This is a genomic window from Enterobacter asburiae (genome assembly GCF_007035645.1).
In the GTDB taxonomy this organism is placed as follows: domain Bacteria; phylum Pseudomonadota; class Gammaproteobacteria; order Enterobacterales; family Enterobacteriaceae; genus Enterobacter; species Enterobacter asburiae_B.
This window is the reverse complement of record NZ_AP019633.1, coordinates 20119-40235: the sequence shown is the minus strand read 5'-3', so window position 1 is coordinate 40235 and position 20117 is coordinate 20119. Positions and strand designations below refer to the sequence as shown.

The window sequence follows — 20117 nt, the reverse complement described above, 5'->3', positions numbered from 1 at the left end:
GGAAATGGCCTCCGGGATCTATAGCTATGAAAGTTAAAGAGAAAATGTGGGATGGTCGCGGCCGTCCGCGTAAGTTCCAGCCAGGTGAAGCGGTGGAGTGGCGATTGCGTGCTCCGGATAATTTGCTTATGGAGCTGAGAATATGTGCCAGAGCTGGCAACAGGAGTGTGAATGAGGAAATTATTGCCAGGCTTTTATTGTCGCTAAATTATCAGCCGGGTAAGCCAGTCATTAAAACTGCGGAGGGTGAGCGGCTCATAGCGCTAGCGGTAAGATTCGAGGAGTGGCTTGGAAAATTACTTGATAGTGAATCCGCTGAGGTTGTGGCTGAAGTTAAAACCCCACTCAAGCAGGAACAATTGTGGATGTGGCGTGAGGGTGAGCGGATTTTGCTTCCGGGGAAAACAACCGGATATAGCATGCGTATTCCCGAGAATCTTGCTGATGAAATCAGGGCAATGGCGAAGGTGCATAACCGTAGTCTGAATGACGAAATGCTCACCCGCCTGATGAATACGCTGGGTTATTTTACGGAAAGGTTGCTTGACCAGAACGAGGATGCTCAGGCACTTAAAGTTCTCTGTATGGAGTTTGAAGTTTTCCTGAAGGAAAAAATAAGAGAGGTAGAAAAAAGTGACCTCCCCTGGGATGAAAAATCGTCTCAGTGATCGATGCGAGCCGGAGTGTCCGGCTCGCAGATTTATTCTTTTTCGTTGATGAAGTGCCTTGCTTCCGCTTCGTTCTCGGCTGTATTTATGCCGCTAATAATCATATCGAGCGTATCTTCCAGGCTGCCCTCGCCGTCTTTTCCTGTCATTTTTAAATACATTTCAGCGAGTAGTGTTGCAATGAGAACTGTGCCTTCACGTGAGCCGGCTGCTTTTCTTATGAGGTCTCTGCGATATCCTTCAATATCAAACTGGTTACCATCCTCGCCATCGCGCTTATAAACAAGAAGTCCAAGCCTGATTAATTCGTTGCAGGTGGCTGATATGTTTGCTTCTCCAGCATTGGCGCCGTTTTGCAGGTCTTGTTGAACAATATCACGAACTTCACGTTCAATTTTATCTTTAAGGTAGATGCCGACTCTTCCCATATTTCTTACCTGTTTTAAGTTAGTGTCGGAATCGACACTACATATAGCCTGTTGGTGGATTATCAGATTGCTGTGCAAAGGTGCAATGGATTGATACTACTGTGAATTTACGCTCTATACAGTAGTACAATCCAGCACCTGGATGTACGACAGTGTGACACTGTGCGATATATAATTCAATGGAATTAAAGCATATCTACAATTGTACGATACATGTGTGACATACCGACACTAACAGGTATCAGGATTATACGATAGTGTAGTGTCGGTATGTGCGACATTTAACGGTCTTAATCCAACAACGCGCAAAATTCTTACGGGCATCCAACTGAAATTAAAAGAAAAATCTGCAAGACGAAGTCTTGCGTGGGGTGTGATGTTTTAAAGGGTTAGTAAAGAGCGGCATGTTAATACCGCCTACTGCTCTGACATGTTTATTTCGGACAGGCGTAAAATCCCATCAGGAGAGCGCTCACGCGCGTTTGTAGTGAATTTACTTGATTACGACGATCCGCCGGGGTATTTTTTAAAGCGCCTCTCCAGAGCCCGTTTATTTCGCTAAAAGGCCAAACCATGAAAATATCGTTACTGCCTGCTGCTTTGCTGACTCTTTCACTATCTGCTGGTGCAGCTCCGCAAATGTGCTTTGATCAGGCCGGGAAAGATTACCAAATTGATCCGCTTCTGCTTATGTCAATTTCGATTAAAGAGAGCCATCTGGTACCAGATGCGATAAATGGATCAAACAGGAATGGGACAGAAGATGTCTGTGGGATGCAGGTGAACAGCTCACATTACGGTAAACTTAAAAACTTCAATATTACCCGTGAGCGCCTGTTGAATGATCCATGTATCTGCGTTTATACGGGTGCATGGGTTCTGGCGCACAACTTCAGGTCATACGGAAAAAACTGGGACAGCGTGGGGATGTATAATACGGGGCCGAGCAAAAAGCTCATTGCGCAGCGCAAGGCCTATGCAAAGGATATCAAAAATATATATCGCGTATTACTGGCCAGAAAAAAATTACTTTCTGAACGTCTCGCGCCAGCTGCGGGTAAGGAGCATGAGATAAAAACTACAGAAACAGCATCGCTTAACAGCGGACAGTAAAAAGCCGCTCTGTTGAGCGGCTTCATTTTCAGGCCTTCAGCTTTGCAAACTCCTCAGCCATTTTCCAGAGCACCTGATTTAATTTGATGTCACCATCTATTCCGGTGACTTCCCGCGTTCTGGTCATCTTCCCTTTTTCCGTTCTGCCACGAATTCCCCCACGGATCACATTTTCCTGCACCACGTTAAACGTGGTCCATAAATCCTGGCCTCTGTCGAGCACACGGCGAGGGTTAATAATTTGCTCCGGTGTAATCGGCGCTGGTTTTCCATCGTATTTAAGTTCCAGGGCGGTCGCACCAAAAAGGCGCTGCTCAGGCAAAGTGAGCTGAATGCTTTTCATGAGGTCAATATTTTCATCAACCGCGTCAAATGTTTTCAGCACCGTGTAAGCGCCTTCAATAACCTGCCCGACAATATCCCCTTTGTGGGGCACACGGATTTCACCAAAATCCTTCCATGCAACCAGACCATTACTGCAAACCTGACGGAACATACCGGGGATCATTTTATAGCTGCTAGAACCATCATGGCTATTCAGAAGAATAATTTCCGGTACTTCTTTTCCGTTAATCTGGTCATGACGGCGCAGGCGAAGCATATGCTTTGTAAAGTCGCGTTTATCCTGGTCACGTGTACGTGACTGAGTTGCATAATAAGGCTGAAAACCTTCATCACGTAAGCGATCAAGAATGTTAATGGTCGGGATATATGTATAACGTTCAGAGCGTGAATCGTGTTTATCCGATGAGAACGCGCTCGGAACGATGAGCTGTAATTCCTCATTCGTCAGCGGACGGTCTTTACGGATCGAGGTAGGCATACGATAGCGGCTTGCGAAACTGACCATTTTTATTTACTCCTGATTATTTAGTTAGTGATGAAGGAATTACGCGGTGAAAATTATCCAGCGGCATTGCAATTGCCACCGGGCGACCATCTACAAGCCAGACAGAGATATAATCCGGGCATTCGTCATTAATTAACGTCAGCTCAGTGGCATTCTCAGGCGGCGTAAAAATTGCCGGTTGTGGTTCCCCTTCCGATGCTGCCAGGACCCAGCAAAACAGATCCGTGAACTGGGACGTGGTGAGGTTTGAATCACATCTTCCGGTAGATTCTTGAGCGGCGGTTTTGACGTTGACGTTTTGTGTGTGCATCCTGGTTTTCTCCTGTGGTGATGGTTGTCCATCTCCCTGGTGAGTTCTCTCGCGGCAAAGGGCAAAGGAGCGACGGCGAAGGGAGGAAGGAAAGGGGCGGAGACAAAAGTTTTTGCGGCACGCAAAAAGTTTTGGCGGAGTGCATTTCACCCCTTGGATGACGACCCGACGGTGCTACGACAAGCCCTCCGCGTGAGGACGCACGGGGGATGGCTTCACCGGGGGAACAGGATGCACACACCCGACACGTCGGAACGGCGTGGCGCCATTAAAGCGACGGCATCAGCCGGCGCGGTGAAGGCGTTCCGGACGGCACGGCCGGAGAAGCCGCAGCCTTTGACCTTAGCCATCAGACCCTAGCCGTATGGCCCGAAACCCGGAGGGGTTCGGCGGAGCCCGGCGGATGCGCAGCGGCCGCCCTGGCGGAGTGGGGCTCGACGACCGGACAGCAGCGCTGGCCGGGAGCCGAAGGGGGCCATCGCCCTGCCCTGTTTTCGGGTTATGGCCACGGAGCTGCAGCTGAGAAAGTTAACCAGCAGGACGCCGGTTATGATCGCAGGGAAGGAGAGAAGCACTGCAACGGGGAACGGCAGGAGCGCCGGAGGCGCTTTCGCCCTCCCCGTTTCCCCGACGGGGAAAGAGGGTTTGTGCGGTTGCCCTGATGGAACGCACCAGGGCTGGACCGAAACCGGGATCAGGAGCTAGTAATCACCTGACTCAATTCCCGACTCAAATGCCATCTCGATCATAAGGTCGTCATACCTCTCCTTCGCACGTTCTTCCTCAGCCCACGTCAGCATTAAGCCGCGCATCGACGCTGCTCCCATGAATACCGGGCGGTCTTTAAGAGGTAATTTAGCCAGGTAGTCCAGCGCCATTCCCAGCAAAGTGACATCATAGATTTCGTAGTACGCGCCGCATGTTTTACCAGCCCGCTTTTCCATACGAGCCAGAACCACATCAGCACGAATGACGTCGAACGGATTACGTGAGTGAATATTGCGTACAAAGCCATCAGTGCGCAGGAGCGTTGTTTTATGTGTCATTTTCGTTTCTCTCCGACTCAGGATTTCTTAGCAATTTCAGACAGTGCGCCACGGATGAAATACAGACAGGCATCTGTACGGGTGAACTTATCGCCGTAATGCTCATGGACCTGCTTCATACAGAACATGTTGTAATATCCCCGGCCTATGATCCGTGCAATTTTCCCGTCTATCTTTCTGGAAGATTCGGGAGCGGCGGTTTTGACGTTGACGTTTCGTGTGTGCATCCTGGTTTTCTCCTGTGGTGATGGTTGTCCATCTCCCTGGTGAGTTCTCTCGCGGCAAAGGGCAAAGGAGCGACGGCGAAGGGAGGAAGGAAAGGGGCGGAGACAAAAGTTTTTGCGGCACGCAAAAAGTTTTGGCGGAGTGCATTTCACCCCTTGGATGACGACCCGACGGTGCTACGACAAGCCCTCCGCGTGAGGACGCACGGGGGATGGCTTCACCGGGGGAACAGGATGCACACACCCGACACGTCGGAACGGCGTGGCGCCATTAAAGCGACGGCATCAGCCGGCGCGGTGAAGGCGTTCCGGACGGCACGGCCGGAGAAGCCGCAGCCTTTGACCTTAGCCATCAGACCCTAGCGTCAGCCCGAAACCCGGAGGGGTTCGGCGGAGCCCGGCGGGTGCGCAGCAGCCGCCCTGGCGGAGTGGGGCTCGACGACCGGACAGCAGCGCTGGCCGGGAGCCGAAGGGGGCCATCGCCCTGCCCTGTTTTCGGGTTATGGCCACGGAGCTGCAGCTGAGAAAGTTAACCAGCAGGACGCCGGTTATGATCGCAGGGAAGGAGTGAAGCACAGCAACGGGGAACGGCAGGAGCGCCGGAGGCGCTTTCGCCCTCCCCGTTACCCCGGAGGGGTAGTGTTTTTTGCGGTTGCCCCGATGATATGCACCGGGGCCAGGATTTCCGATCAGATCGGTTCTTCGCTGTCACCTCCGTTTTCCTGCTCATAGTGCATCATGGCCATATTCAGCAGGACATTAAATCCCTCAATGCCAGCCCCGTCCGGCTCGCACTGTTCGCAGAGGTGCAGCAGATTTGCCAGAAAATCCGTGATGACAGTTTGCACGCTTTCGCTTTCCCTGTTCAGCCCGGTTTTACGGGCAAATTTCCAGAGCACATCTGCAGCCAGCGCGGCGTGATCATCGTTGCTGCGGATTTTTATCGGTTCAGCCTGGCCTTGCAGGCGTTCTGCCATCGTCTCCAGCACGGTGGCCGGAACAGCGTTCAGTGTGTTGCTCATCATTTTCTCTCTCCCTGCGGCAGGTCTGCCCTGCCGCTCTGTCAGTCAGGCGGCCACGGTGGCCAGAAAGTTTTTCATAGCTTCGAAACGACTGCGAAACTCCAGACGTCCCTGCCAGTCATTGAAGTAATAAACGGGGGTATAACGCACGCGATTTGCTTTCAGAGTCAGCGTATTACCGGTCACGACTTTCGCAGGGATACCCAGCAGTGACAGCTGGATAAAGGCCATATCAGCCACCATCGGATCGATATCTGTGCAGGTGGCATACAGCTGTTCTGAGGGGTTATATCCCGCCTCAGCCATCCAGTATGCAAAGGCAATAACCATCCCGCCGCTACCACAGGTAGGCTCATCTAGCGTCATCCAACCCTCACGCTTTATCGTCTCCTGAGCGCCGGGCATGAGTAGTCCGGCCATCAGGCGGGAGATGGAGGACGGAGAGAAATACTGCCCCATTTCGTCCGCGCCCAGCTCATGCTCCATATACAGTGCGCCCAGAAAATCATGCATTTCACCCGCCAGCCCCTCCACCAACAGGCAGAACAGCTGTCTCATGGCGTCTAAATCGTCCGGCTGATACCGCCCGCAGATTCGTCGGCTGTTTTCGATGCTTTCTGGCGAGCGTATGCTCGCTATATCAAGCCCACTGGCGGCCAGGGTGATAAAGTCGCGGAACACTTCGGAACGGCGCATATATTTAGCGGTTTGACGGAACACACTGGCGAACTGCTTACGCGCCTCAGCTGGGGACTGCACCCGGACAGGAGCGGAAGCCCGCGGCTTCGGATCAGCCTGGTCTGCCAGGAACAGGGATTCAAAACTCAGTTGTGACATGGTTTCACCTTACCGGCCGCCCGCAGGCGGCCGCCTCCTGTTAAGCCAGTCCAAGCGCCGGATAGACGCTGACAGCCAGACCACAGTCAGCCTCGGCGGCGTAGCCCGTTTCGGCATTTATCACGGACAGAAACTGCTGCCACTGTGAGAAGCGCAGCGCGGGGACGCGTGCGCGTTTTCCGGCGCGGAGGGCATTTACAAATGCCTTCGCCTGTGCGACAGTTTGCGGGTCAAATTTCACGATCAATCTCCTTACTTTGGTTGTGATTGCCGGTTCACCGTTGCTGCGGCTACCCGGCGTTGAGAAAGCAGGGGCAACCCTGCTTTTTTAATGCGCGGAATTCAGCGGCGCATCGAGACAGAAACGGTTGATCACGTCGCCAATCAGCTCCCGGTGATTGCGGGTGTGCAGGTCATGGCACTCAAAGAAGCGCGCGCCGTACCGGACAAAAATTGCGGTCACATCCCCGCCCGTAAACTCCATCGATTTGAACGACTCCCCGCCGAACCCTCTGCACCAGTCCGTAAGCGCCAGTGTCTCCAGCTGGTCGATATAACGGGCTTCGGTAATTTCCCCCCAGGGACGGCGATAGCCGTCATTCAGCTTTTTCTGTACCTGAGTCGGCTGTGTAACGGTATTAACGGTGTTTTCACCCATCTTCCTGGAAGATTCGGAAGCGGCGGTTTTGACGTTGACGTCTGGTGTGAGCATCCTGTTTTCTCCTTCTGTGAACGATGGCGGCACCTTCTGCCGCCGTGGGTGATGCTGATTAACGCGCTTCCAGGCGCAACATGGCCTGAGCGAAATTTAAGTTGTCGCAAAGGTCTTTACGCGCGATGTCCCACGCCTTTTGCCCGATAAAGCCGTATAAGCGGATGGCATGAGCCTGAGCCTGCAACCACGGCTGCACGACATGAAACGACACCAGAGGATATGAACGTTCCCAGCACAGCACGCCTTCCTTGTGAACGTTGTCGCTCATCAGGCTGAGAAGACGCAGAATTTCCTCAGCCTCATCGTGCTGGCTCAGCTGGAGATTGCATACGTCGCAAAGCTCGTCCAGATATGACTTTTGCTCCGCGATAACACAGGTCAGACGCGTTTTCGGGTCTGTCCCCCATCTTCCGGTAGATTCTTGAGCGGCGGTTTTGACGTTGACGTTTCGTGTGTGCATCCTGGTTTTCTCCTGTGGTGATGGTTGTCCATCTCCCTGGTGAGTTCTCTCGCGGCAAAGGGCAAAGGAGCAACGGCGAAGGGCGGAAGGAAAGGGGCGGAGACTAAAGTTTTTGCGGCACGCAAAAAGTTTTGGCGGAGTGCATTTCACCCCTTGGATGACGACCCGACGGTGCTACGACAAGCCCTCCGCGTGAGGACGCACGGGGGATGGCTTCACCGGGGGAACGGGATGCACACACCCGACACGTCGGAACGGCGTGGCGCCATTAAAGCGACGGCATCAGCCGGCGCGGTGAAGGCGTTCCGGACGGCACGGCCGGAGAAGCCGCAGCCTTTGACCTTAGCCATCAGACCCTAGCGTCAGCCCGAAACCCGGAGGGGTTCGGCGGAGCCCGGCGGGTGCGTCAGCAGCCGCCCTGGCGGAGTGGGGCTCGACGACCGGACAGCAACGCTGGCCGGGAGCCGAAGGGGGCCATCGCCCTGCCCTGTTTTCGGGTTATGGCCACTGAGCTGCAGCTGAGAAAGTTAACCAGCAGGACGCCGGATATGACGCCCGGGATGAAGAACACAGAGAAAACCAGGCTGAAGCCAGGTACAGGCAGGTAACTAATGGCGCGCTGACTTCAGCAAAATCAGGCAGGAAAGGCTGGAGTGTGGACAAGGCGGAGGGAGCAGAGGGGCAGCGCCGGAGGCGCGTCCCCCTTCCCCCGTTCCCCGCAGGGGAACAGCCCTTCCCGGAAGTTCAGGCGTGCGGTCGCGCCAGGAAGGAAAAAGGGGCTACCGGCGAACCGGCAACCCCTTCATAAAGGCGCTTCAGGCATATCAGGCCAACTCAGCTCCTGAAAAGGCGGGGTTTCCCCCGCCTCCAGGTTGCTACTTACCGTTGGATTCGTAAGCCAGGCTTGCCGCGACCTCCCTGTCCCCGTCCTTTAGCCGGAGTTCGCATAAGCGGTTCCGGGTCAGACACGTGAATATCAAAAGCGTTATACACACGATTAATACGCACCAGATAAGGGCGTTTCGCGGCAGTTTCATGGTTTACTCCTCCTTGCAAATTGCACGGTAAGAGGCCATACTGGTGTTGACTAGACATACAGCGGGCCTCGTGGGTTAATGAAAATTAACTACGGGGCTTTCTGCTTTCTGCCACACAACACGGCAACAAACCACCTTCACGTCATGAGGCAAAAAGCCTCAAGCGCCATCGCCATTATATCCCGTTGTCGATCATCTGCCCAGGAATAACAGTCTGAAAACTGTATAAATCCTCATCATTGTTCCGCGTCATTCAGCTCCTGAAATCCCAAGCGCCTCACGAATATCAGCGGCTCGCTGTTCGCTTCCGGCGGCTACGCCGGCGTTATAGACAAGGCTGATCAACGCCTGCAACATTTCCCAGTCATCCCGCTCCAGCCGGGCATCAAGGCGGTACAGGATCTTCCCGCTTTCAGCATGCCGGAACACTGTTCCTGTCTCTTTTTTGTCGAACCTGCGGCTGATAATGCTCAATAGCCCTCCCGGTTATCCGTACCTTCTGACCACTCGCGGATCTGGTCTTCGAGCGCCTCAAGATGCCTGTCTATACTCTCAGCCAGCTGCTCGCTTTCGGTTTCCAGCCAGCCACTGAGTCCGTCCCACTCGCAGCACATCTCTTTCAGCTTTGCCGACATGGTACGGAGCTTGTTACGCTGGCTGCGCGCGACTTTCAGCTCCGTCTTGCAGGGGTTATTTCTCATTCTGCCCCCTGCTGATACCGCAGCTTGTTCGGTACCTGCCAGCGCTCAGCAGTACGGACAGGTTCCGGTGTCTCCCGCACGATGAACGGGATTTCGTACATCACTGCATACAGCGGCTCACCGCTGATGCGAAGCCAGTCAAGTTCTTTCAGCGACGTGAACCGCGACTGCCAGCGCCAGAACGGTCCGGCAAGCTCTGCCGCGTCAAACTCGTCGCTCCACCGGGTGTACCAGGTGCAGACGGTTTCCGGTGACTGAAAATTCAGATCGATTTTCGCCTGCTCCAGCAGGTTCTGGCGCAGTTTCCAGCGCTGTTCGTACTCGCGGGACTGGCGGCGTAGCTGCCGCGTGGTCTTAATGCCGGACCTGTGCAGCCGTCGACCCGTGCGGGTGTGCATGACTTCAGGGAATAGCTCGGCCTGAACGTCAATCGTGAGCGGCAGCGGGCAGGCTTCACCACTGGTGGCTATCATGGTGTTAAGCGCCTCCTCGACCTGTTTCAGGTTCGAATGACGGTTATTTGGCACCCAGTGCAGGCCAGGTATTTTATTGGCCACCGTGGCGTTGAGACGCCCGCTGCCCGTGAGAAGGCGCAGAAAGGTACGCACATACGGCATGGAGGGCAGTCGTGCGCCGCGTTCGCGGGCAGACTCAACATGGCTGATAGCCTGTATTGCAGCCTGACGGGCTGGCTTCAGGGAAACGAGCGCGTGTGAGGACGGGATCATGCTGTCACCTCCACGCTCATCAGGTTCACCACGGTGCTGGCTGTGCAGTTAAAGCGGCGCATACCTGCCAGCTGCGCGATCAGCTGGTTTATCCGGTCAGGCTGGAGCGTGTCGCTCTGGTAAAGGGTACGCACCACTTCCCCGCCAGAGGAGAGCAGCACCAGAAGCCAGTAAGGCGAGACTTCGCCGGGGCTGCACACGCACAGATGCCAGTCATCGCTGCCGTCCGCGCTGAAGCGGCACTGGACGGGGAAGAAGCCGCCGAACTCGCTGCGGTATTCGGCACAGACGCGCCATCCTTCGGGTGTGGACAGGAGGCCGGTCACGGCATCGCTGAGGGCGCGGCGCGCGTCTTCGCCCTGCTGACGGATAAACTCCAGGTCGGAGGCGGTCAGTGTGTTGATTTGGTTCAGGTCATATTGCATGGTCATGTCTGTTCCCGCCGCCCGAAGGCGGCGGCCTCCGGTATTAAGCAGCGTGGTCAGTGGTGTGAGCGTCGGTTTCGGTGGCTTCTTCAGCCTCAGCGGCTGGCGCTGGGCGCACCATCCAGTCAGGCAGCCAGCCCTGAGCATTCAGATCCTGCTCGGCAGCCTTCGCTGCATCCCGGCGCTTGAGCTTCACAACTTCACCCGCACGGGCGCTGAGTCCGGCTTCTTCATAGGCTTTGCCAATCTGGGAAATCGTGAGCTTACCGAAATAGCTCTCAGCATCCGGCTGCCACCATTTGCGCAGGTCAAAGTCCAGCGCCGCTTCCAGCCCGTCCAGTTCGCTTTTCTGCGTATGGTTGTACATACGCTCCTGAATACCGTTGATACCGTGCGCTGCACAGAATCCCAGCAGGGTGTTCACCTGCTCTGCTGACCATGACAGCAGCCAGGTGAAATCGAGATGCCAGTTTTCTGGCAGCGTTGCCTGAAGCGCTTTTTTCTGTGCATTGAGCGCCGTCAGCGCCTTCCCTTCTTCACCGGATGGAGCCAGTGATGCAAGGTGATACTGATTCGAGGACACGGAGGCTTTCAGCGGTTCACTGCGTTTGCCGTGGGTGCGGTCAAAGAGCGCAAGACACAGCGTCCACGTCAGGAGTGCCACCGATACATCAGGGCGACCCGCCAGTTCTGCCTGAACGGCGAGAGTACGCTCCGCAGACATGGCCTTAACCAGCGTTGCCGGATAGGCGTCAGCGGGAATGTCAGGCGTGGTGTATCTGATCACGTTCTTTTCACGTTCCTGACGCGCCTGTTCTTCTTCTGCCCGGTCTTCGTCGGTCAGCTTGCGGATACCAGGCTGAACCTGAAAATTGCTACCGTCCCATGACACCCAGATACCGTGGTCGGCGCGAAATTCCGGCGTGGCTTCGCGGTAAGTCGCCTCGCAGTAGATATCATCAATCTGCTCCTGAATCGCGTATTCGTCATCGTACGTTTCAGTGGCTTCCATTTGTTCTTCCAGCTCACTGACGCGCTTCTGTTCTTCTTCCGTCAGGACAGCTTTCGGCATCGCAAAACGGTACTGTTCACCGTCCTCACCGCTGGCACGCAGTTCCGTCATACGGAACTCAGCCCAGCCCCAGCCCTGCTCCTGCTTAACGCGGGCGGCGAGCACGGTGAGCTTGCCAGCCAGCAGAGATTTCACCAGCGCCGCATCGGCAAAGGTGCTGTCCTTGTCGCTGAACAGGTCGGCGGTCAGCGTACCGCCAGCGGCGGTATAGGCTTCCTCGCCTACATACTCAAACATCGGGTGACTGATGGCCATCTTGTCGTCGGTCACCATTTTGCGCAGAGTCTGTACAGCAGGATCGCGCCACTGTACAACAGCCTCTTTCCAGACCTGCTCCTGACGCTCATGGGTATCAGCAAGTGTCAGGACTTCACACTGTTCAAGGGAGATTTCATCCCGCGCCAGCGCATCCAGCAGGGAGGGGGCAAGATTCGCCAGCTTCAGGCAGCGCTGAACGTGGCGCGGGTGGTAGCCCATCAGTGCGCCGATCTGAGAGGCCGTTTTACCTTCCTGCTGAAGGGTACGAAAACCGATAATCTGCTCGGCGGGATGCATGTTTTTACGTCGACCGTTCTCGATCATCGAGGCCGCCACAGCCATCTCAACGGGCAGGACTTTCACCGGAACAAATGGCGTGTCTGCATCGAGCACACCGCGCATCACCAGAATGCCTGTGCCTCTGCGACGACCTTCCCCGCCGACAATGCCGATCGTACCGTCCGGCAGTTCTGCACCGATCAGGTTTTGCAGGATGCCCATTGCCTGAATGCTGTCAGCCATCTCTTCCACCTCCTGATCGGTATGCGGAATGATGCGCGTGTTTAAGCCCGTGTGTGACAGGCGGGAGTACGGGAAGATTTGCACGGGCGTATCAGCGAGCAGCTGGACGAGCTTCTGCTCGGTAGACTGCGCGATTTTTTCCGCAGATTTTGCCTGACGGGCGGGCTTAGCTGGTTTTTTTGCCGTAGTATTGGTGGCGACCATGATTTTTACCTCTCAGTGATAGTTGTGGTTAGCCGTGGCCGGATTGCCCTCCGGTCACGGCACTCGGTTAATCAGTAATGCGTTTCGGGTGTGCTGCCAGTGCTGCAAAGGACGGATAGCCATCAAGAACCTGCATCATGACTTTTGCCCCTTCCAGCATCGCTTTATCCGTTACGCTGCCGCTGTTTTCACACACGTTGATCGTTGCCACGATCCCCGATTTCACATCTGAAAAACGCTCATACATGCGGTTGCTGAACAGGACGCGTTTACCTCCTGCCATCACCTGCCAGTTGTTGCAGTCATTAAATCGGGTGTCCACGTTGTCAAACTCAACCACGTGGGTGTCGCTGGCCTGAATGCGGAGCAGCTTCACGATTTCAGTGCTCTGCCCGACCTTACGGGTCGCCGGACGGGTGTTAAGGTTCTGCATGTTTCCTCCTTCTCTGGGTTAAGGCCGGACATCCGGCCTCCGGTTAAAGCTGCACGTATTGCAGGTTGCGTTTCAGTTCAAAAAGAAAATCCGGTTCAAACGACCAGGCGTGCCAGTTAAGCGTTCCGTTGGTGCGGATCTCCACCTGAACGTCGCCGTATCGGGACACATCGGACAGAGTGACGGTGACCCCCGCTTTCAGCGAGGTGGCCTGAGCCACCCACTCCCGTGCGACAGAAACAGGGTGTTGTTCTTCCCCCATCTTCCTGGAAGATTCTTGAGCGGCGGTTTTGACGTTGACGTTTCGTGTGTGCATCCTGGTTTTCTCCTGTGGTGATGGTTGTCCATCTCCCTGGTGAGTTCTCTCGCGGCAAAGGGCAAAGGAGCAACGGCGAAGGGCGGAAGGAAAGGGGCGGAGACTAAAGTTTTTGCGGCACGCAAAAAGTTTTGGCGGAGTGCATTTCACCCCTTGGATGACGACCCGACGGTGCTACGACAAGCCCTCCGCGTGAGGACGCACGGGGGATGGCCTCACCGGGGGAACAGGATGCACACACCCGACACGTCGGAACGGCGTGGCGCCATTAAAGCGACGGCGTCAGCCGGCGCGGTGAAGGCGTTCCGGACGGCACGGCCGGAGAAGCCGCAGCCCTTGACCTTAGCCATCAGACCCTAGCCGTATGGCACGAACCCCGGAGGGGTTCGGCGGAGCCCGGCGGGTGCGTCAGCAGCCGCCCTGGCGGAGTGGGGCTCGACGACCGGACAGCAGCGCTGGCCGGGAGCCGAAGGGGGCCAGAAGTGGGATTCGGGTGTTTTGAGGGAATTTGCTGATCGGGTTTCAGAGCCGCCACGCCACGCCACGCCACGCCACGCCACGCCACGCCACGCCACGCCACGCCACGCCACGCCACGCCACGCCACGCCACGCCACGCCACGCCACGCCACGCCACGCAGGACCGTATCAGTGACAATTCGCCCTCACAATGCCTTTCATGTGCATCTCCCCGGGCTTACATCAGGGCGGGAGGGGGCAGCGCCGCAGGCGCTGGCCTTGCCGTCCGTCAGCCCGAAGGGATGACAGGGTTTTCGCGCGCGAACAGGCGGCGCATATGCCCCGCCCGGATTATTTACTGTGCATCCCCCTGACCGCCCTGGAGAATGAAGTGGCCGCAAAGATAAACGGCACACTGGCGGGTAGCCGATTCGCAGATCTCATCCAGCACTTTCGCCGTGGTTACGGGGTTGAGTCCGGATTCGCGACGTCGCTCGTTGATGAGCGTTTTATACTGGCGCAGGATGCTGCGGGTTTCCGGTGACAGTTGCATGGTGTTCTCCTTTTTTCAGTTTCCGGAGGCAACGCCTCCGGTTTCTCTGTCAGGCATCGAGCGCTGCGCGCAGGTTCAACATGACGTCGTTTTCTTCTTTCAGGGTTTCTTCTGCCGATCCGCCGCCATCCTCAGCGCATACGGCGATACGCTCCATTTCCTTCCCTGCAAGCTGCATCACCACCGCAAGCGCCGCTGCCGGAATGGTGACATTACGGTGTTTCCGTTTTTCTTCCACCATCACCTCAACAATGTTGTAGATGAGAGGGACACATCCGGAGGGATACAGTTCTGCCTCCAGTCTTTCCATCACCACGTCGATCTCTTCATCACTGAGATCCCAGTCAATGCAGAGACCGCGAATATCGTTCCGGCTCCAGCTGGCGAATACAAATTTCTCGCCGTCATTATCGTCATCACGCAGCATTTCGATGGCTATCTCTTTTGCTGTACCAATCATTTTTTTCTCCTTTAGTCGGGCGGCATCGCCGCCCGTGGTCAGTCAGTCAAGGGCACGCCAGATGGTGGCGCTTTCAGGATGGGTATCAGCAAATGCCATAAGCTGCTCATAACGGCGGCAGAAGTGGCGGCACAGCTCCTCATGGTCATGGTTACTGTGGTGCCAGCTCCGGTGATTCAGTACCAGCGCCGTGAGGATGATCCCCGCCACTTCTCCGCTGACAGTCTGCTCAAACCAGTTTTCCGGATTGCACAGGGTCAGGCTCTCCACGTCAGGCGCCATATATCCGCCGCCTTCCGGCAGCCGGTAAAACTGCCAGAATCCCCCCTGATACTCAGGGCAGTAACGCTGGGCGTAGGCGTACACGGATGCCTCGGACGTCATAAAATCGCCGCCAAACAAATCAGGCAGGAAAGTCAGGCGCTGCGCACCCTCAAGACGAACAGCATCACAGGTCACGGTCTGGTTCATAGATCCTCCACGGTTAACATATTCTCGGTTCCGGCATCGCCGTGACGACACGACAGACCGGCGAAAAGCGGAGGACACAGGGGCGACGCCGCAAGCCGCAGCGCAAAGCCTTCACGGGCTGAATGCACCGTGAAGGGTGCGAACGGGTGAGGACGGAGGCGTCAGCGAACCCTTGTGGCCGATGCGGCCGGGCTACAGTGAAGTCACGGCGCATGCCGTCACCGCACGGAGCTTCAGGGGAGTTTCATTGTCCCGACGTGGCCCGGAGGGCAGCGGCGGATAGAAGCGGAAGGCACTGACATCCTTTTCGCAGTGGATGGCCACCGGTTGCCGGGGCGTTACCCCGGCGTTCTCTCAGGCGGCCAGCGCCTCCTGTAGGGCGCGAACGTTATTCAGCTCATTCCTGACGGATTCCGGCTCCTGCCGCCCGGCTTCCCAGGCCATACCGATCCGGTTTTCCAGCTCGCATTCATAGTTACGCAGGACGCGGGACAGGAGTACCGCCGGAACACTCACCTGACGATTTGCCGCTTCGCGCCGGCGGGTCAGAAGCTCGCTGACAGTCAGATTATTTACCCCCTCCTGGCGGTATTGCGTCATTTTCATTTCGCCTAGCGCCTTCATCACCTCCCGGATTTCAGCCCCGTCCGGTTCTGGCTGGGCTTCACGGCAGGCCACGCTAATCCCCTCTTCCGTCCAGATCAGCAGGACCAGGGGTTCGTCAAACGTGAACATGTTTTCAAGCTGTACACAAAGTTCTTCGCGGGTTCCATACATCGTTTTTTCTCTCTTGTAAGGGGTTACAGGCCGGGCATCAGCCCGGCAGGGTCAGTCAGTCCTGAAAGGTTTCGTCCAGCACCAGGGCTTCGCGGTAGGCTTCAAGAAGCAGGGTGTTGATCCGGCGCAGAGTCTGCGCAGCCATACGTTCGGTAAGCGTTGCCGCGTCGTGCCGGTGTTGCGATTCGAGGCGGTTCAGCAGCATCCGCACGTCACACATGGCATTGCTGAGCGCGGCCACGTCCGCGCGCAGGTTTTCAAGGCCCGGGTAGTTCATGCCGCCTCCGGATAGTCGGGGTAAAACGCGCCGTCATTGGCCGCCGGCATCCTTCTTGCCCGTTCAACCTGTGCCAGACGTCGAACGCCGGCGGCGTGGTACTGCTCAAGCATCTCGATCCCGATATAGCGGCGGCTGGCTTCGGCGGCGGCCACGCAGGTGGAGCCGCTGCCGGCGAACGGGTCAAGGACAATAGCCCCCGGACGCGTGAGCGATTCAATCAGCGGCCGCAGACTCTGCACCGGCTTCTCCGTCGGGTGATGTCGGTTGCCCGTGTATTTCCAGGGGATCACGTCCGGGATGGGACGGTCCGGGGTTTGCGGCCTTCCCTTCGCCAGCAGGTAGGCGCTCTCATGGGTGTAACCCACGAACGTCGATTTTGAGGCGTAGCTCTTGGCAAAGACGATATGGCCAACCACCCGGAAACCGGCCGTTTTCCACGCATTCAGAAACAGATCCGCGCGGTTCCAGGCATAGAAACTCACCATCAGGCTGTCATTTTTCAGTACGCGGTACATTTCATGACAGGCGGGCTGGAGCCATTCTGCTGAGTTGTCCCCGGCCAGGGTACGACCGGTACGGTCCTTATAGCCAACCAGATACGGTGGATCGGTAAGAATAAAATCGACGGCACGCGCCGGAAAACGGGACATCACCTGCACGCAGTCACCCAGGATAAAACGGGACATAGACACACTCCTCTCTGATATGCGGCACCCTCTTGCGCCGTGCCGCCACAAAAACCCGGCGGAAAGCGGAGGGCGCAGGGGCGACGCCGCAAGCCGCAGCGCAAGCCTTTCACGGGCTGAATGCACCGTGAAAGGTGCGAACGGGTGAGGACGGAGACAACGTGAACCCTTGTGACCGCAGCGGCCGGGTTAGCGTGAAGGCACGGCGTTGAACACGCCGCCGGCTGGCGGCAATAAGGCGGAGGGAACCGACATCCTTTGTTACCGGTTCTGGTAGCTGATGAGTCAGACAGGGTATGGCAGAATGCACACTGATAATGGATTCGCGCCGTTATCTTACATGTGTGCCTTTGATTTCAGGACGTCCCCGACCGGAGACGTCTTTTTTTTGAGTCGGATATATGGCAGGTGAAAGTGTGAAGTGATTGTGTGATTATCAGCGCTGAAAACATCTTAAGGGTTTTCACCTGTAACGAATTGCATGGCTTCAGGACACCCCTCCCCGGATGGTGTCCTTTTTTTCAGCGCCCCTTACAGGATTGAGAGAATGCCAGCCGAAGATTGGAATCTGGAAGTGGGCAGCTGGCACGAAACTTATTTAGCTGTTTTGCAGGCTGAGACTAACGATGATCGGAGTACGCGAAACTCTATCACGTCGTTACGCCCGAGGAGCTTGAGAGCGTCTGGGGAACAGGCCATTGCAGCTTTCAGTGCCAGTGAAATGGCGAGGCTGCGGTAGCGGTTTTGCAGCATGATGGGGGCATCAGCAGGCACTGCGTCAGACACCTGTAGATACGCTTTCCATGCATCCGGCTGTGCCAAAGCATCACGTTCCACAGCTTCGAGCTGGTCTTCACGTTCCTTTTGCTTTTTCGTGGCCATCTGGTCAAGAACCGCCACTGTGGCTGCGGCATTCACCGCACCAGGCATTGCCAGTGTGAGCGCCACAAACAAAATTGCAGTATTACACTTCATTTGTCTTCCTCATTGTGTTCATCTCCCTTATGTCCTGACAGTTCAACAGCTCGCTGGCCGCGCCAGCGTCAGCCCTGCGCTCTTAACCTTTTGCATCAGTCCCTCCCTGGCTGTCTGATTACCATTCTGAATGATGTTCCTGCTCAGGATCGGTTCTTCGGCTTTTTATCGTCAAACGCCAGGAGAACACCGAGGCCGATCAGCGAGGCGTAGCATACCTGCATCGCAATTGTCACCGGCAGGGAGATATTATCAACCAGAACACCGGGAACCACGACGGCAACGCCTGCCAGTATCATTCCCCTGCCGGTCTTTTTGACCCGTTCCGGCCACTGAGATTCAGGCACGTTCCGGGCGCGCAGAAAGTTATGAATGCACTGCTCTGCTTTTTGTTTAATCACTGACATGTTCTAGTCTCCGAATGCCCGGCGCATATTTTTCTTTATCCGGGTCGCTTCACCGGATACCGGTGCGGCAGGCTCTGCTGGTTTCTCCGGTACTGCAGCTTTACTCACGCCAGCCGTACCGGCCATCTGCTGAACAAGAACCTGCAGCTCGCTGACCGTGCCGGGCGGTACCGGCATGCTGGCCAGCAGACGCGGCAGCTCCGGTGCGGTCGTATGCAGGGCCAGACCGGTGATAATCAGGTTTCTCAGCAGCTCTCCGCGCAGGCGGGATGACACGCCCGTCAGCACACGCTCAACCCGTTCACTGCTCCGGTCATCCTGAAGCGTCAGGGTGTAACGCCGGCGCTGGTATTCCGTCTCCGGTGACATGGCCAGAGCCGCCACGCCACCATCAGGCTCATCAGGAAGTCCTGAGAGTGAAGACCAGGTGCCGGAGACCAGGGCCATCACGGCACAAAGCCGGATGGCGCTCAGATGCCCGTCAAAGAACACCGGGATCAGCGCCGGTAAACGGGCATCCGTCTGGTACATCACCGCCCCGGCGGTGGCGGCGGTCCGGATGAAGTCACCGCGCAGGGGCTGTGAGATGGTGCTGATGGTCGCCATCGCCGCGATGTCGGTGCGATCGTCGCTGTGAAGATAGAAAGAATACTGGCCGTCCGGCACGTTTAGTCCTCTTTATTGTAAAGGGCAATCTCTCTGGCCAGCGCCAGCTGCGGATCGCCTATAACCTCGATACGGTCAGGAGCCAGAGGCCAGGCCTGACGGATAGTCTCTTCAATGAGGGATGCCCCTCCCCCGACCAGGAATACCCGGTTAACGTTCCTGAAGGCCGTCAGCTCACTGGTGACACGCGCGCCCAGGGAAGTGATTGCCTCTGTAATTTTGTTCAGAACATCGTCAATTTTTCCGGCATCGTTGATCACTCGCTGCAGATACTGACGATCATTGCGGTTGCGGATGACCGTGTCAGCAATAAGCGCGCTGGTTTCGCTGTCTGCAGCCCGCAGCGCGCCTGCAGCTGCGCGGGTGACCTGTGACACGCCGACAGACGGATTGCCGTGTACCGCACTGATATCATCAAACTGTCCGACAATCACGCCGGCATCGAGCGTGGTTCCGCCGAGATCGATAATCAGTGTGGTCTCAGCGGGTCCGGGCTTCAGCTCGGCGAGACGGGAGAACGCCGCCGGCAGTGATTCCGGCATCACCTTCACGTCCGTTACGGTAAATGCCCTGCCCTTATTCAGAACCAGCTCACGCATCAGGTTTTCCCGTTTGCGTCGGATGTTCTCCTCGTTCCGCTGGCAGTCCCCGTCATAATACTCGCTCAGGGGCAGCGTCACGGTCAGGCTCACCGGCTGCGGCTCAAGTCCGCTGTTCAGCAGGGCATGATGCACGGCCAGCAGGTTGAGATCACCGTACTGGTATTCCACGTTTGTCGTTGGGATGGCATCCCGGCTGACGCTGTCCCAGGTGTATTTCAGCGTGCCCACCTGATAGTTGAACGTTGCGGCACTGAATTCCGCCACTTTCCAGCCATGCCGGAAGGAGTTAGCTGAAACCCGGGTCTGCAGCTCGTTTCCTTCAAACCATGCCAGCTTAACATTAGTTGAACCATCATCGCAGTAAATATTCATCATTATGCTCCGTTAATTAAACTCAATTTGATACATATTATA

At 56.3% G+C, this 20117-nt stretch carries 30 protein-coding genes and 1 pseudogene; 2 read left to right on the top strand and 29 right to left on the bottom strand.

Going from position 1 to position 20117, the window contains the following annotated elements; genetic code table 11:
• The first annotated feature begins 26 nt into the window (after positions 1–26).
• Positions 27–668: an Arc family DNA-binding protein gene (locus FOY96_RS22510; protein WP_126349213.1), complete on the top strand. Its 642-nt coding sequence runs from the start codon at positions 27–29 to the stop codon at positions 666–668.
• 32 nt (positions 669–700) lie between these two features.
• Here FOY96_RS22510 and FOY96_RS22505 read toward each other — a convergent pair whose 3' ends face one another.
• The gene (locus FOY96_RS22505; protein WP_029403780.1) at positions 701–1096 is read right to left on the bottom strand and encodes a relaxosome protein TraM; all 396 of its coding nucleotides are present in this window, start codon (positions 1094–1096) and stop codon (positions 701–703) included.
• 573 nt (positions 1097–1669) lie between these two features.
• Between FOY96_RS22505 and FOY96_RS22500 the strand changes: the two genes are divergently transcribed.
• A complete protein-coding gene (locus FOY96_RS22500) occupies positions 1670–2209 on the top strand; it encodes a lytic transglycosylase domain-containing protein (RefSeq protein ID WP_143347811.1) in 540 nt (179 codons plus the stop codon).
• 28 nt (positions 2210–2237) lie between these two features.
• Here the strand turns inward: FOY96_RS22500 and FOY96_RS22495 are convergent, their stop codons facing one another.
• From FOY96_RS22495 to parM, 28 genes and pseudogenes are all read right to left on the bottom strand, one after another.
• The gene (locus FOY96_RS22495; protein ID WP_048245164.1) at positions 2238–3059 is read right to left on the bottom strand and encodes a DUF932 domain-containing protein; all 822 of its coding nucleotides are present in this window, start codon (positions 3057–3059) and stop codon (positions 2238–2240) included.
• 16 nt (positions 3060–3075) lie between these two features.
• Complete coding sequence (locus tag FOY96_RS22490; RefSeq protein ID WP_143347810.1) at positions 3076–3369, bottom strand: hypothetical protein; 294 nt, start codon at positions 3367–3369, stop codon at positions 3076–3078.
• A 701-nt stretch (positions 3370–4070) separates the two neighbouring features.
• Positions 4071–4415: a hypothetical protein gene (locus FOY96_RS22480; protein ID WP_143347809.1), complete on the bottom strand. Its 345-nt coding sequence runs from the start codon at positions 4413–4415 to the stop codon at positions 4071–4073.
• A gap of 17 nt (positions 4416–4432) precedes the next feature.
• Positions 4433–4642, bottom strand: coding sequence for a hypothetical protein (locus FOY96_RS22475; RefSeq protein ID WP_143347808.1), 210 nt, complete (start codon positions 4640–4642; stop codon positions 4433–4435).
• 686 nt (positions 4643–5328) lie between these two features.
• Complete coding sequence (locus FOY96_RS22470) at positions 5329–5664, bottom strand: hypothetical protein (RefSeq protein WP_059312598.1); 336 nt, start codon at positions 5662–5664, stop codon at positions 5329–5331.
• Positions 5665–5706: 42 nt separating this feature from the next.
• A complete protein-coding gene (locus tag FOY96_RS22465; RefSeq protein WP_063408156.1) occupies positions 5707–6498 on the bottom strand; it encodes an N-6 DNA methylase in 792 nt (263 codons plus the stop codon).
• 40 nt (positions 6499–6538) lie between these two features.
• Complete coding sequence (locus FOY96_RS22460) at positions 6539–6739, bottom strand: hypothetical protein (RefSeq protein WP_063136927.1); 201 nt, start codon at positions 6737–6739, stop codon at positions 6539–6541.
• Between the two features lie 87 nt (positions 6740–6826).
• Positions 6827–7210, bottom strand: coding sequence for a hypothetical protein (locus tag FOY96_RS22455; RefSeq protein WP_234651791.1), 384 nt, complete (start codon positions 7208–7210; stop codon positions 6827–6829).
• A gap of 58 nt (positions 7211–7268) precedes the next feature.
• Positions 7269–7673 (bottom strand): ammonia monooxygenase, encoded by a 405-nt coding sequence (locus FOY96_RS22450; protein ID WP_143347807.1) that lies wholly within the window; start codon positions 7671–7673, stop codon positions 7269–7271.
• 875 nt (positions 7674–8548) lie between these two features.
• On the bottom strand, positions 8549–8671 hold the full coding sequence (locus FOY96_RS22440; protein ID WP_223256846.1) for a type I toxin-antitoxin system Hok family toxin: 123 nt from the start codon (positions 8669–8671) through the stop codon (positions 8549–8551).
• Positions 8616–8768, bottom strand: a pseudogene (locus FOY96_RS23195) (DUF5431 family protein); the annotation flags it as partial. The gene FOY96_RS22440 and the pseudogene FOY96_RS23195, both read right to left, overlap by 56 nt.
• 191 nt (positions 8769–8959) lie before the next feature.
• A complete protein-coding gene (locus FOY96_RS22435; protein ID WP_072163952.1) occupies positions 8960–9184 on the bottom strand; it encodes a hypothetical protein in 225 nt (74 codons plus the stop codon).
• Positions 9181–9411 carry a hypothetical protein gene (locus FOY96_RS22430; protein ID WP_032641239.1) on the bottom strand — a complete coding sequence of 77 codons (231 nt, stop codon included), beginning with the start codon at positions 9409–9411 and terminating at the stop codon, positions 9181–9183. Before FOY96_RS22430 ends, FOY96_RS22435 begins: the two co-directional genes overlap by 4 nt.
• Positions 9408–10139: a plasmid SOS inhibition protein A gene (locus tag FOY96_RS22425; RefSeq protein ID WP_032641237.1), complete on the bottom strand. Its 732-nt coding sequence runs from the start codon at positions 10137–10139 to the stop codon at positions 9408–9410. The genes FOY96_RS22430 and FOY96_RS22425 overlap by 4 nt, the downstream gene beginning before the upstream one ends.
• Positions 10136–10570, bottom strand: coding sequence for a conjugation system SOS inhibitor PsiB (psiB, locus tag FOY96_RS22420; RefSeq protein WP_143347806.1), 435 nt, complete (start codon positions 10568–10570; stop codon positions 10136–10138). Before psiB ends, FOY96_RS22425 begins: the two co-directional genes overlap by 4 nt.
• Before the next feature lie 37 nt (positions 10571–10607).
• Complete coding sequence (locus FOY96_RS22415; RefSeq protein ID WP_069733706.1) at positions 10608–12620, bottom strand: ParB N-terminal domain-containing protein; 2013 nt, start codon at positions 12618–12620, stop codon at positions 10608–10610.
• Positions 12621–12687: 67 nt separating this feature from the next.
• Positions 12688–13053 (bottom strand): hypothetical protein, encoded by a 366-nt coding sequence (locus FOY96_RS22410; RefSeq protein ID WP_032663708.1) that lies wholly within the window; start codon positions 13051–13053, stop codon positions 12688–12690.
• A 43-nt stretch (positions 13054–13096) separates the two neighbouring features.
• Positions 13097–13369 (bottom strand): hypothetical protein, encoded by a 273-nt coding sequence (locus tag FOY96_RS22405; RefSeq protein ID WP_143347805.1) that lies wholly within the window; start codon positions 13367–13369, stop codon positions 13097–13099.
• 812 nt (positions 13370–14181) lie between these two features.
• Entirely contained in the window at positions 14182–14379 is a 198-nt protein-coding gene (locus FOY96_RS22400) for a hypothetical protein (protein WP_032664460.1), read from the bottom strand.
• A 49-nt stretch (positions 14380–14428) separates the two neighbouring features.
• Positions 14429–14839, bottom strand: a complete 411-nt coding sequence (locus tag FOY96_RS22395; RefSeq protein WP_032664463.1) for a DUF1380 family protein — start codon at positions 14837–14839, stop codon at positions 14429–14431.
• A gap of 42 nt (positions 14840–14881) precedes the next feature.
• The gene (locus FOY96_RS22390) at positions 14882–15310 is read right to left on the bottom strand and encodes an antirestriction protein (protein WP_069733704.1); all 429 of its coding nucleotides are present in this window, start codon (positions 15308–15310) and stop codon (positions 14882–14884) included.
• 354 nt (positions 15311–15664) lie between these two features.
• A complete protein-coding gene (locus tag FOY96_RS22385) occupies positions 15665–16087 on the bottom strand; it encodes a DUF1380 family protein (RefSeq protein WP_069733703.1) in 423 nt (140 codons plus the stop codon).
• Positions 16088–16142: 55 nt separating this feature from the next.
• Complete coding sequence (locus FOY96_RS22380; RefSeq protein ID WP_008502213.1) at positions 16143–16364, bottom strand: hypothetical protein; 222 nt, start codon at positions 16362–16364, stop codon at positions 16143–16145.
• Entirely contained in the window at positions 16361–17053 is a 693-nt protein-coding gene (locus FOY96_RS22375) for a DNA methylase (RefSeq protein WP_023327695.1), read from the bottom strand. The genes FOY96_RS22380 and FOY96_RS22375 overlap by 4 nt, the downstream gene beginning before the upstream one ends.
• Before the next feature lie 594 nt (positions 17054–17647).
• A complete protein-coding gene (locus FOY96_RS22370; protein WP_058691308.1) occupies positions 17648–18028 on the bottom strand; it encodes a hypothetical protein in 381 nt (126 codons plus the stop codon).
• Between the two features lie 143 nt (positions 18029–18171).
• Positions 18172–18435 carry a hypothetical protein gene (locus FOY96_RS22365; protein ID WP_045295152.1) on the bottom strand — a complete coding sequence of 88 codons (264 nt, stop codon included), beginning with the start codon at positions 18433–18435 and terminating at the stop codon, positions 18172–18174.
• A 3-nt stretch (positions 18436–18438) separates the two neighbouring features.
• Positions 18439–19101: a plasmid partitioning/stability family protein gene (locus FOY96_RS22360; protein WP_143347804.1), complete on the bottom strand. Its 663-nt coding sequence runs from the start codon at positions 19099–19101 to the stop codon at positions 18439–18441.
• A 2-nt stretch (positions 19102–19103) separates the two neighbouring features.
• Complete coding sequence (gene parM, locus FOY96_RS22355; protein ID WP_127849944.1) at positions 19104–20075, bottom strand: plasmid segregation protein ParM domain-containing protein; 972 nt, start codon at positions 20073–20075, stop codon at positions 19104–19106.
• Positions 20076–20117 lie beyond the last annotated feature (42 nt).

Coding starts and splice junctions, on each gene's coding strand:
- FOY96_RS22380 (WP_008502213.1), bottom strand. CDS start 16,364: ATGAACTACCCGGGCCTTGAAAACCTGCGCGCGGACGTGGCCGCGCTC.
- FOY96_RS22375 (WP_023327695.1), bottom strand. CDS start 17,053: ATGTCCCGTTTTATCCTGGGTGACTGCGTGCAGGTGATGTCCCGTTTT.
- FOY96_RS22455 (WP_234651791.1), bottom strand. CDS start 7,210: ATGCTCACACCAGACGTCAACGTCAAAACCGCCGCTTCCGAATCTTCC.
- FOY96_RS22370 (WP_058691308.1), bottom strand. CDS start 18,028: ATGAAGTGTAATACTGCAATTTTGTTTGTGGCGCTCACACTGGCAATG.
- FOY96_RS22425 (WP_032641237.1), bottom strand. CDS start 10,139: ATGATCCCGTCCTCACACGCGCTCGTTTCCCTGAAGCCAGCCCGTCAG.
- FOY96_RS22475 (WP_143347808.1), bottom strand. CDS start 4,642: ATGCACACACGAAACGTCAACGTCAAAACCGCCGCTCCCGAATCTTCC.
- FOY96_RS22480 (WP_143347809.1), bottom strand. CDS start 4,415: ATGACACATAAAACAACGCTCCTGCGCACTGATGGCTTTGTACGCAAT.
- psiB (WP_143347806.1), bottom strand. CDS start 10,570: ATGACCATGCAATATGACCTGAACCAAATCAACACACTGACCGCCTCC.
- FOY96_RS22390 (WP_069733704.1), bottom strand. CDS start 15,310: ATGAACCAGACCGTGACCTGTGATGCTGTTCGTCTTGAGGGTGCGCAG.
- FOY96_RS22405 (WP_143347805.1), bottom strand. CDS start 13,369: ATGCACACACGAAACGTCAACGTCAAAACCGCCGCTCAAGAATCTTCC.
- FOY96_RS22385 (WP_069733703.1), bottom strand. CDS start 16,087: ATGTATGGAACCCGCGAAGAACTTTGTGTACAGCTTGAAAACATGTTC.
- FOY96_RS22415 (WP_069733706.1), bottom strand. CDS start 12,620: ATGGTCGCCACCAATACTACGGCAAAAAAACCAGCTAAGCCCGCCCGT.
- parM (WP_127849944.1), bottom strand. CDS start 20,075: ATGAATATTTACTGCGATGATGGTTCAACTAATGTTAAGCTGGCATGG.
- FOY96_RS22505 (WP_029403780.1), bottom strand. CDS start 1,096: ATGGGAAGAGTCGGCATCTACCTTAAAGATAAAATTGAACGTGAAGTT.
- FOY96_RS22465 (WP_063408156.1), bottom strand. CDS start 6,498: ATGTCACAACTGAGTTTTGAATCCCTGTTCCTGGCAGACCAGGCTGAT.
- FOY96_RS22470 (WP_059312598.1), bottom strand. CDS start 5,664: ATGATGAGCAACACACTGAACGCTGTTCCGGCCACCGTGCTGGAGACG.
- FOY96_RS22400 (WP_032664460.1), bottom strand. CDS start 14,379: ATGCAACTGTCACCGGAAACCCGCAGCATCCTGCGCCAGTATAAAACG.
- FOY96_RS22450 (WP_143347807.1), bottom strand. CDS start 7,673: ATGCACACACGAAACGTCAACGTCAAAACCGCCGCTCAAGAATCTACC.
- FOY96_RS22410 (WP_032663708.1), bottom strand. CDS start 13,053: ATGCAGAACCTTAACACCCGTCCGGCGACCCGTAAGGTCGGGCAGAGC.
- FOY96_RS22510 (WP_126349213.1), top strand. CDS start 27: ATGAAAGTTAAAGAGAAAATGTGGGATGGTCGCGGCCGTCCGCGTAAG.
- FOY96_RS22490 (WP_143347810.1), bottom strand. CDS start 3,369: ATGCACACACAAAACGTCAACGTCAAAACCGCCGCTCAAGAATCTACC.
- FOY96_RS22365 (WP_045295152.1), bottom strand. CDS start 18,435: ATGTCAGTGATTAAACAAAAAGCAGAGCAGTGCATTCATAACTTTCTG.
- FOY96_RS22395 (WP_032664463.1), bottom strand. CDS start 14,839: ATGATTGGTACAGCAAAAGAGATAGCCATCGAAATGCTGCGTGATGAC.
- FOY96_RS22430 (WP_032641239.1), bottom strand. CDS start 9,411: ATGAGAAATAACCCCTGCAAGACGGAGCTGAAAGTCGCGCGCAGCCAG.
- FOY96_RS22495 (WP_048245164.1), bottom strand. CDS start 3,059: ATGGTCAGTTTCGCAAGCCGCTATCGTATGCCTACCTCGATCCGTAAA.
- FOY96_RS22500 (WP_143347811.1), top strand. CDS start 1,670: ATGAAAATATCGTTACTGCCTGCTGCTTTGCTGACTCTTTCACTATCT.